At 51.7% G+C, this 10748-nt stretch carries 8 protein-coding genes; 6 read left to right on the top strand and 2 right to left on the bottom strand.

Translation table 11 applies throughout. From position 1 onward, the window contains the following. Positions 1–17: 17 nt before the first annotated feature. The 4 genes from BQ6873_RS07220 to aroG all read left to right on the top strand — a co-directional run bounded on the left by BQ6873_RS07220 (position 18) and on the right by aroG (position 7966). Positions 18–4223 (top strand): YhdP family protein, encoded by a 4206-nt coding sequence (locus tag BQ6873_RS07220; RefSeq protein WP_076592041.1) that lies wholly within the window; start codon positions 18–20, stop codon positions 4221–4223. Positions 4224–4226: 3 nt separating this feature from the next. Next, the gene (locus BQ6873_RS07215) at positions 4227–5036 is read left to right on the top strand and encodes a carbon-nitrogen hydrolase family protein (RefSeq protein WP_076592040.1); all 810 of its coding nucleotides are present in this window, start codon (positions 4227–4229) and stop codon (positions 5034–5036) included. A gap of 111 nt (positions 5037–5147) precedes the next feature. Beyond that, on the top strand, positions 5148–6608 hold the full coding sequence (tldD, locus tag BQ6873_RS07210; RefSeq protein ID WP_076592039.1) for a metalloprotease TldD: 1461 nt from the start codon (positions 5148–5150) through the stop codon (positions 6606–6608). Between the two features lie 290 nt (positions 6609–6898). After that, positions 6899–7966, top strand: coding sequence for a 3-deoxy-7-phosphoheptulonate synthase AroG (aroG, locus tag BQ6873_RS07205; RefSeq protein WP_076592038.1), 1068 nt, complete (start codon positions 6899–6901; stop codon positions 7964–7966). Between the two features lie 63 nt (positions 7967–8029). Here the strand turns inward: aroG and BQ6873_RS07200 are convergent, their stop codons facing one another. Further along, positions 8030–8662, bottom strand: coding sequence for a TIGR02281 family clan AA aspartic protease (locus BQ6873_RS07200; RefSeq protein ID WP_076592037.1), 633 nt, complete (start codon positions 8660–8662; stop codon positions 8030–8032). 43 nt (positions 8663–8705) lie between these two features. Then, positions 8706–9191: a YajQ family cyclic di-GMP-binding protein gene (locus BQ6873_RS07195; RefSeq protein ID WP_076592036.1), complete on the bottom strand. Its 486-nt coding sequence runs from the start codon at positions 9189–9191 to the stop codon at positions 8706–8708. Between the two features lie 124 nt (positions 9192–9315). Here BQ6873_RS07195 and murB point away from each other — a divergent pair, with 124 nt between their 5' ends. Both murB and BQ6873_RS07185 read left to right on the top strand, forming a co-directional pair. Beyond that, on the top strand, positions 9316–10344 hold the full coding sequence (murB, locus tag BQ6873_RS07190) for a UDP-N-acetylmuramate dehydrogenase (protein ID WP_076592035.1): 1029 nt from the start codon (positions 9316–9318) through the stop codon (positions 10342–10344). Positions 10345–10399: 55 nt separating this feature from the next. After that, positions 10400–10717 (top strand): DUF1294 domain-containing protein, encoded by a 318-nt coding sequence (locus BQ6873_RS07185; RefSeq protein WP_076592034.1) that lies wholly within the window; start codon positions 10400–10402, stop codon positions 10715–10717. Positions 10718–10748: the final 31 nt, after the last annotated feature.

Below are 10748 nucleotides of genomic sequence, written 5' to 3'. Positions count from 1 at the left end.
ACCAACTTTTTTGATTGATGCCTACAGATCAACGCCAACCTCACCAGACTCAAGCAGCCGATCGGCTGCGGATGTGCTGGCGTTCGATTAAAGGATCGCTTCGTTACGCTAATGAAGTCAGTTTCCACGCCTTGTGCTGGCTCGGCAAGTTGCTGGTGGTGGCGTATTTCATTTTCTGCGCCTTATTCCTTACCCTGCGTTATGTCGTGTTGCCGCAGATTTCCAACTATCGCGTCGATGTCGAGAATGTGGCGACCAAGGCAATAGGACGTCCTGTCACTATTGGTGCTATCGCGGCATCGTGGCACGGCTTGCGGCCGTATCTGGCGCTCGACAATGTGGCGATCTATGGCCCTGACGGGCAGCCGGCATTGCGTTTGCCTAAAGTGTCGGCGACGGTGTCGTGGTGGTCGGTATTGGTTGCCGATCTGCGCTTGTACAGTCTGGAGATCGATAAGCCGGATATGGATATCGAACGCGATGCCAACGGCAACTTTTATGTCGCAGGATTACTCCTTGATCTGAAAAAAGAAAGTGATGGCAAGGCGGCCAACTGGATCTTGTCGCAAGAAGAAATCAGAATTACCGATGGGCAACTGAGCTGGAAAGATAATCTGCGTCAGGCACCGGAACTGGTGCTTAGTCACGTAGACGCCGTATTGCATAACGCAGGACGTCGTCATCAATTTGCATTGACGGCAACACCACCAAGTACGATTGCAGCTCCCTTGGATGTGCGCGCCACATTTGATCATCCCTATTTTTCACAAAGAATATCTGACGCAGCACGCTGGACCGGTACTTTATATGCCGATCTGCGTGATACCGATCTGGCCGCGTGGAAAACTTATATCGATTTCCCATTCGATTTGCAGCAGGCGAAAGGATCGGTACGTGCCTGGCTGGCATTCGATCATGCGCGCATCGCGGATCTGACTGCTGATGTGAGTTTGTCAGATGTTGCTGTGCAACTGCGCAAGGATTTGGCTCCGCTGGAATTGACGACGGCTAACGGACGTATTTCGGTGAGCGAACCTTTGGATGCAGGTCCGCGTAATGGCGCACTGACTTTCGGCACGCAAGGGCATGCAATTTCGCTGGTCGATTTTTCCTTGCAGACACGTGATGGTTTGGTCTTGCCAAAAACCACGCTCAGCGAGCGTTATGTGCCTGCCAAAAAAGGTGTGCCGGAACACACGGAAGTACAAGCCAAGTTGCTTGATTTGCAGACCTTGGCAAACTTTGTCGGTCGCTTGCCTCTACCGGCAGATCAATTGCGTTTGCTGAATGACTTTGCACCGCGCGGCCAATTGAAGAATTTCTCGGCGCAATGGCAGGGTACTTATCCGGAGATCGTGTCTTACAAGCTCAAGGGCGATTTCCTGAAATTGTCGATGAATGCACAGGCGGCGCGTTCTGCGCGGCCTGCAAGTGGGAAGTTACCTGCGCAAGCTGCTGTACCGGCGATTCCCGGCTTTGAGAATTTGTCAGGGCGTATCGACGCCAATAATCAAGGCGGTTCTTTTGTGCTGGCATCTGACCAACTCAAGCTGGAGTTGCCTGCGTATTTTGCCGATCCAGATGTTGAGTTTGATACTTTCAATATGGATGCACAGTGGGCATTCCAGAAAAACGATCAATTGCTGTTGACGATCAAAAATCTGAATTTTGCGAAGCAGGGTTTGATCGCATCCTTATCTGGCACACATTTGATGCCTTTGCATAAGCAGCCAGGCCATGCTTTGGGCACGATAGACATGACAGGTAGCGTGTCCGGGCTGGAGTTGAATAAGGTCGGCAACTATTTGCCTATGGGCATGAATGCCGACTTCCGCAACTGGCTGGCGCATGCATTGATCGCCGGTACCTTGCGCGATGGCAGTATCAAGCTCAAGGGCGATCTTGCGCATTTCCCTTTCCATACAAGCAAGCCCGGCGAGAAGCCGAAAGGTGAATTTACCTTTGGCGGCAAGATCGATGATGGCGGCTTGAACTATGCCCCTGATCTGTACGCCAAGGATGGCAAGTCACCGATGTGGCCACTGCTGGAAAAAGTCAAAGGCACAATCCAGTTCGATCGCACCCGTATGGAAATCAAGGGTGAAAGCGGCAAGACGAATGGTGTAGACGTATCGAATGTGAAAGCGGTTATTCCCGATTTATTGGCCGACGATCCTATGCTGGAAATTGACGGCAATGCAGCCGGCACGATGCAGAATCTGGTGAAGTACACGGTGGATAGTCCGGTCGCAACCTGGATTGATCACTTTACCGATGAAACCAAAGCAACGGGGAACGGCACGCTGGGCTTGAAACTGCAATTGCCCTTGAATCGTTTGATCGATGCCAAGGTGCAGGGTGTATTGAAATTCGCCAATAACAATGTGACTTTGCAAAATGCGATCCCGCTCATGTCAGGAGTGACAGGGCAGCTGGAATTCAACGAAAAAGGGTTGACGCTGAACGGCATCAAATCCACTTTCCTCGGTGGCCCGCTGACGGTTGGCGGCGGTACGCAAAAAGACGGCAATATTCTGATCAAGGCCGACGGCACCATGACGGCTGCGGGTTTGCGCAAAAATTATCCATCGTCGGCGATGCAGAAGCTGGCCGATAAAATTACCGGCAGTACGCGCTTCGGTGCAACGATAGCCGTCAAGAACAAGCATGCTGATGTGGTGGTGGAATCAAATCTGCGTGGCTTGGGTCTCGATTTCCCGGCACCTTTGAACAAGGCTGCCAAGGATGCGATGCCGCTCAAATTCGAACAGACGGGATTGTCTGCCAATGCCACGACCATGCGCGATACGATCAAGATATCGCTGGGATCTGCTATCACGGGTAGCTATCTGCGCGAGAAAAGCGCGAATGATCCCACTGCAAACTGGCGCGTCTTGTACGGCGGGATAGGTGTCAATACATCAGCACCGATACCCGATAGCGGCTTGATGGTGAGCGTGAACATGCGTTCGCTGAATGTTGATAACTGGATTGCACTGATGTCGTCATCGACAACAACGAATACGCAAAAGAAAGTTGCTGGCGACCCGTTGGATGCACTCAATATGGCGCAATACGTCGAGCCGAATGTGATCGCAGCACGCGCCACCGAGATGTATTTGATGGACAAGAAATTCGATGATGTGGTGGTCGGTGCCTCGCATGACAAGGGTGCATGGCAGGCGAACGTCGATGCCGCGCAGATGTCGGGCTATCTGACATGGATAGAGTCTTCTTCAGGACGTGGTTTGGGCAAGGTGACGGCGCGACTTTCTTCGCTGTCCATACCTAAAACAGCAAGCACGGATGTCAAGAATTTGCTCGACGATGTAGATACGGCGACAGAGATGCCGGCGCTGGATGTGGTTGCCGAGAATTTTGAATTGATGGGTAAAAAACTCGGTCGTCTTGAATTGCTTGCTCACTATGTGCGTGCAACAGAAGGACGGGAATGGCGTATCAGGAATCTGGCGCTGACCAATGTCGATGCGACACTGAAGGCGAGCGGTAGCTGGCTGGCGAAGAAGAGTGGCAATACTTCCAGTTTGGACTACACTTTGAACATTAACAATGCCGGCAGTTTGCTTAATCGTTTCGGTTTTGTTGATGTGATACGTGGTGGCAAGGGCAAGATGGATGGCGATATCAGCTGGAAGGGTTTGCCGTTCTCTCTCGATATTCCTAGTCTGTCCGGTAATATCAATCTGAATATGGAATCCGGGCAATTCCTGAAAGTCGATCCGGGTGCCGCCAAATTGCTGGGTGTATTGAGCTTGCAATCGATACCACGTCGCTTGACGCTGGATTTCCGCGATGTGTTTTCGGAAGGTTTTGCCTTCGATGGCATTACCGGCAGCGCGCGCATTGCTAACGGTGTGGCGACGACGGATAACTTCAAAATGCGCGGTGTGAGTGCTACGGTATTGATCGATGGTTCGGCGGATGTCGCCAAGGAATCGCAGAATTTGCGCGTCGTCGTGATTCCTGAAATTAATGCGGGAGCTGCATCGGTTGCGTATGCGCTTGCGATTAATCCTGTGATCGGTGCGGGTACTTTCCTGGCGCAACTCTTTTTGCGCGAACCTTTGATGCGCGCATTTACTTTTGAGTATGCGATTACCGGACCATGGAAAGATCCGAACGTCGTCAAGGTTGAACATAAAGCTGAGCCAACTCCAGCGCAGCCGGGTTCAAGTAAGAAAACAATTCCAGCAGAAGGTTGAGTCATGACAAGTTCTCTCTCTCGGGTTGCCGCCATACAGATGGTATCCACGCCATCGGTGCAAGAAAATATTGCGACAGCAAAGCGTTTGATTGCAGATGCCGCGCAACAAGGCGCAACTCTGGTGCTGCTGCCTGAGTACTGGGCAGTCATGGGCATGAACGAGAATGACAAGGTTGGTCTGGCAGAACAGATCGATGTCGGTCCGATTCAATCCTTCATGTCAGAGACAGCACGTGAACATCAAATCTGGTTAATCGGCGGAACCTTGCCAATGGCAGCGCCTGTAGCTGACAAGGTGTTGAATACGATGATGGTCTACAACCCGGCTGGTGAACGTGTGAAGCGCTATGACAAGATACATTTGTTCAGCTTTAGCCGAGGCGAAGAATCGTACGACGAAGCGCGCACCATCGTACATGGCAATGACGTCACTACTTTCGACGCACCGTTCGGCAAAGTGGGATTGTCGGTTTGTTACGACTTGCGCTTCCCAGAGTTATATCGCGCGATGGGCGATTGCACATTGATCGTGGTGCCGGCGGCATTTACTTATACAACCGGCAAGGCGCACTGGGAAATTCTGTTGCGCGCCCGTGCGATTGAAAACCAGTGCTATGTGCTGGCAGCGGCGCAGGGCGGACGTCATCAAAATGGCCGTACGACCTGGGGCCACAGCATGTTGATCGACCCTTGGGGCGAGGTTAAAACCGTGCTGGTAGAGGGAGAGGGCCTTGTAATTGGGGATATTGAACCCCATTATTTATCAGGTATTCGCGAAAATCTTCCTGCATTGAAACATCGCAAGTTGTAGTACAAGTAACAGTACATGCAGGGTAGTACGGTCATATGCTCTACAATTCGCTTATCAGCATTAATTCGAATCAATTTTCTTCGCGCATGAAGCGTGAATGGCAAAGACACAATGACTCCATTTGAACCAAATCTTAAAACGCTAGCCGTTGCCCGTGATGTGTTGTTGACACCTTTTGGCCTGGATGAATCCATCCTGATCAAAACACTGGGTACGATGTTTACGCATCGCGTTGACTATGCAGATTTGTATTTTCAATTCACCAAGAGTGAAGGCTGGAGTCTGGAAGAAGGCATCGTCAAGACCGGTAGCTTCTCCATTGATCAAGGTGTCGGCGTGCGTGCAGTATCTGGCGATAAGACAGCTTTCTCGTATTCGGATGAAATTTCTGAGCGTGCACTGACTGAAGCCGCACTGGCAACGCGCACGATTGCGCGTCAAGGCGCAGGCAAGATCAAAGTCGCTTCAGCGATACAACAAGTGGGTGGCCGTGATTTGTATTTACCTAACGATCCACTGACTTCGCTAGACGCAACTGAAAAAGTAAAACTGCTGGAAAAAATAGAACGCATCGCACGCGCAAAAGATCCACGCGTCGTGCAAGTGATGGCTGGCCTCGCTGGCGAATACGATGTCGTCCTCGTGGTACGTAGCGACGGCGTGCTGGCGGCTGATATTCGTCCACTGGTCCGTGTATCGATCACAGTGATCGCCGAACAAAATGGCCGCCGCGAAATGGGCTCCAGCGGTGGCGGTGGTCGCTACAGCTATGGCTATTTCAGCGATGAGTTGCTGGAAAAATATGCGAGCGAAGCAGTTGCTTCAGCATTGGTGAATCTCGAAGCCCGCCCTGCACCTGCCGGTCCGATGACAGTCGTGCTCGGACCTGGTTGGCCAGGCGTGTTGCTGCATGAAGCGATCGGCCATGGCTTGGAAGGCGATTTCAATCGCAAGGGTTCCAGCGCATTCTCCGGTCGTATCGGTGAGCGTGTAGCGGCTAAAGGCGTGACTGTGGTCGATGACGGCACTATTGCAGATCGTCGCGGCTCATTGAATATCGACGATGAAGGTAATCCGACGCAATGCACGACCTTGATCGAGGACGGCATCCTGAAAGGCTATATTCAAGACACGATGAATGCGCGTCTGATGAAAATGCCGGTCACCGGTAATGCACGCCGTGAGTCGTTTGCGCACTTGCCTATGCCGCGTATGACGAATACTTATATGCTCGGTGGCGACAAGGATCCGGCAGAAATTCTTGCCTCGGTAAAGAACGGTTTGTATGCAGTGAACTTTGGCGGTGGTCAGGTCGACATCACTAACGGCAAGTTCGTCTTCTCGGCAAGCGAAGCGTACATGATTGAAAACGGCAAGGTCACGTATCCGGTCAAAGGTGCAACTCTGATCGGTAACGGTCCTGATGTATTGAATCGTGTGTCGATGATAGGTAACGACATGAGTCTCGATAGTGGCGTCGGTGTTTGCGGCAAAGAAGGGCAGAGCGTGCCGGTTGGTGTTGGTCAACCAACCTTGCGTATCGACGGTGTTACGGTGGGCGGTACGGCTTGATAGTGTTGGTATTCAAGCCATAGTTGCCATATCTATCACGCGTTTTTAGCACTTTGCTTGCCAAATCGGCTGATTTATTGCACTATTACTGACAGATAAATGTACTACCAGTAAAAAACATGACTTCTTCGCGCTTCCAATTTTATTTTTACTTTAGCTATTCCAGCCCAACGGCGGTGGAGAAGCGGTAAGCGCGCAGGTAAAAAAAGCTTAAACCGAAATTCTTTAAAAAACCGCCCGCGATGGCGGTTTTTTATTTTTGCAGAACAGATTTTTGACCGGAGAAAAACATGCCACGCACAGATGATTTACGGATTCGAGAAATGAAAGAACTGACGCCACCATCCCATTTAATTCGTGAGCTCGGCATCTCCGATAAAGCAGAAACGACTGCAGCCAATGCGCGCATTGCACTGCATCGGATTTTGCACGGACAAGATGATCGCTTGATGGTTGTGATCGGACCATGTTCGATACACGACACCAAAGCTGCGATGGAATATGCAAATCGACTGGTGAAAGAGCGCGCACGCTTCGCCGGCGAATTGGAAATCGTGATGCGTGTCTATTTCGAAAAACCACGTACCACGGTTGGCTGGAAAGGCTTGATCAACGATCCTTTCATGGACAATAGCTTCCGCATCAATGATGGCTTGCGTATCGCACGTGAACTGCTGTTGAACATCAACGAGCTTGGCCTGCCAGCCGGTACCGAATTCCTTGACGTGATCAGCCCGCAATACATCGCCGATCTGATCAGCTGGGGCGCAATCGGTGCACGTACGACTGAGTCGCAAGTTCATCGCGAACTGGCGTCCGGCCTGTCGTGCCCGGTCGGCTTCAAGAACGGTACCGATGGCAATGTGAAGATCGCCGTTGATGCAATCAAGGCCGCTTCGCAGCCGCATCACTTCTTGTCAGTAACCAAGGGCGGTCACTCCGCGATTGTTTCCACGCTCGGCAATGAAGATTGCCACATCATCCTGCGCGGCGGTAAAACGCCTAACTACGATGCTGCCAGCGTGGAACAGGCATGCAAGGATATCGCGTCGAACGGACTGGCTTCGCGTCTGATGATCGATACTTCGCACGCGAATAGCTCGAAGAAGCCGGAAAACCAAATCCCGGTATGTGCCGATATTGCCAAACAAGTTGCAGGCGGCGATACACGTATCGTCGGTGTGATGGTCGAATCGCATCTGGTTGCTGGTCGTCAGGATCTGATTCCAGGTAAAGAATTGACCTATGGCCAGTCGGTAACCGATGGTTGCATTAGCTGGGAAGAAAGCTTGGGCGTGCTGGAAGGTTTGGCTGAAGCGGTCAAACAACGTCGTCACGTCAAAGATCCAGACGCTTGATGTACTTGAGCTGAAATGAAAATGGGCGCTGAATTCAGCGCCCATTTTTTATTGTCCGTAATATTAAAAACGCTTGGTCAACATCATTTGTTCGCCTTCGCGTCGCATCTCGGTACGCTTTAAGAAGGACATGCCGAGCAGGGCGAAGCCTAGCTCGTTTTCTTGCACTAGTGCTTCCACCTGATTGAGCACGATGTCACCGACTTTGACTGTGTTCAGCATGACTTGATAGGCGGGAATTGTGCCGTTCGCTGTATTGACGTAGGCTTGGCGGCCTTTCTTGTAATCGATACCCAACCGTCTGGCATCGGAAGCAGAGAGTGAAATCATCGACGCGCCGGTATCGACCAGCATGCGCATGGTGCCACCGTTGATTTGTCCTTGTACCAGGAAGTGACCGCGTGAGTCGGCTTGCAAGGTAACGCTGCTGGCACCGGATGGCGTTGCGCGATTGACGTGGCCACCAATATCGATACGCTGTTTTTTGCCGTTGCTATCAAAGGTAGCGGTGGTCTGATTCACATCGACCAGCGTGATGCCGGAACTGACGGTGCTCCCGATGGAATAGGTTTTCGGTGAGCCGCCGTCTATGACTAGCACGGCTTTGCCGGGGAACAGGCCCACTACGCTGATGTCAGCGGCCTGCACCTGCAAGGCGCTGAGGCAGAGCAGGACGGCAAGCAGTGATGTTTTCATGGATAGCCTGGGCTTGAATGAACTGCTTGCCGCTTGCAGATGATTAGTCGCGGAAGTTATTGAATTCCAGTGGCAGGTCAGCCACTTCCTTGCGCAGCATCGCCATCGCCGCTTGCAAGTCGTCGCGCTTGGCACCAGTGACGCGTACGGCGTCGCCCTGGATGCTGGCTTGTACTTTCATCTTGCTGTCCTTGATGATGCGTACGATTTTCTTGGCAGCTTCGGTTTCGATGCCATTTTTGATCTTGATGACTTGCTTGACCTTGTCGCCACCGATTTTTTCAATTTTGCCGCGGTCAAGGAAGCGTACATCGACATTGCGTTTAACCAGCTTGTTGGTCAGGACGTCCAGCACTTGATTCAACTGAAATTCGGAATCTGCATACGCGGTCAGGTCGCGGTCCTTTAGTTCGACGCGGGCATCGCTACCCTTGAAGTCGAAGCGGGTCGTGATTTCCTTGCCTGCCTGATCGACGGCATTTTTTACTTCAACCATATTGGCTTCGGACACGGTATCAAATGATGGCATGGTGATTTCCTTCTTGCTTGGCTCGCGGCAGGAGGCCGGCGAAAGCCTGTTGTTTATTCGGTTTGGCTGCCATTCTAACGGACAAAAAACCGAGGGGCTAGAGCTACGATTATAATCGCCCACTATGACCCATTCTTTACCCGTTCAGTACAATTTTTCCTTGCGCGACCTTAACACCTTTGGGGTGCAGGCGAGCGCGCATGCCTATCTTCCGGTTACGTCAGTTGATACCTTGCAAGACGTTAAGCGTGATACCGATCTTGTTGCCATGCCGCGCTTGGTATTGGGTGGCGGCAGCAATATTCTTTTGACACGGGATTTTCCTGGGCTGGTGCTGCATGTCGGCATCAAGGGCATAGAAATCGTTGACGAAGATGCAGATGCGACCTATGTACGGGCTGCGGCGGGCGAGAACTGGCATCAGTTCGTGCAATGGACGCTGGCACATGGCTTGGGTGGTCTGGAAAACTTGTCGCTGATTCCCGGTAGCGTTGGCGCTGCGCCGATACAGAATATCGGCGCGTATGGAATCGAGATTAAAGACCTTTTCCATTCCTTGACGCTGTTTGATTTTGAAACAGGCGAGCAAACGACGTTGAACAAAGCAGAGTGCATGTTTGGTTACCGCGATAGCGTCTTCAAGCATCGTTTGCGCGATAGAGCCGTGGTGCTGGATGTGACCTTCGCTTTACCCAAGCAATGGCAGCCGAACCTTCGTTACGCCGATGTAACGAATGAATTGGCTGCACGCTCGATTACGCAGCCGACGGCGCAAGACATTAGTGCTGCCGTGATTGCGATACGTACGCGCAAACTGCCGGATCCAGCAGTGATAGGTAATGCTGGCAGTTTCTTCAAGAATCCTGTCGTGACGACAGCGCAGCGTGATGCCTTGTTGCAGCGCTATCCGCAGATGGTGAATTATGCGCAGCCTGATGGCAGCGTCAAACTGGCGGCGGGCTGGTTGATAGACCAGTGCGGCTGGAAGGGCAAGACTGCTGGTGCTGCTGGCGTTTATGAAAATCAGGCGCTGGTATTGGTAAATCGCGGCGGTGCCAGTGGTGCCGAGATCGCGCAATTGGCGGCAGCCATTCAGGCCGATGTAGCACAACGTTTCGATGTGCAACTGGAACCTGAACCTATCTTCCTTTGATCTGCCGAAACAAACTTCGGAAGTAAACTTCAGCAATAAATTTTAGAAGCAAAGAATGGATACGAAAATTTTATTGCCGGTAGTCGGTAGCTATTTTGCGCTCAGCTTATTGAGCTTTGTCGCTTATGCGATCGATAAATCGGCCGCGCGCAAAGGGGAGTGGCGGATCAGCGAAAACAATCTGCACTTGCTGGATTTTCTTGGCGGTTGGCCTGGTGGCTGGTTGGCGCAAAAATTCCTGCGGCATAAAACTGGCAAGGCCAACTTCCAACGTATTTACTGGGTGACGGTGCTACTGCATTGCGCTGTTGTAGGCTGGTTGCTGTCGCCTTACGGCAGTGATGTACTGCATGCATTGGGAAATGCAGGATAGCTGCAAAAAAAAGAGTGCCGGTTCAAGCTGA

The organism is Herminiimonas arsenitoxidans (assembly GCF_900130075.1).
GTDB classification, from domain to species: Bacteria; Pseudomonadota; Gammaproteobacteria; order Burkholderiales; family Burkholderiaceae_D; genus Oxalicibacterium; species Oxalicibacterium arsenitoxidans.
Note: the sequence above shows the minus strand (reverse complement) of the source record. Positions and strands in the feature narration are given on the sequence as shown.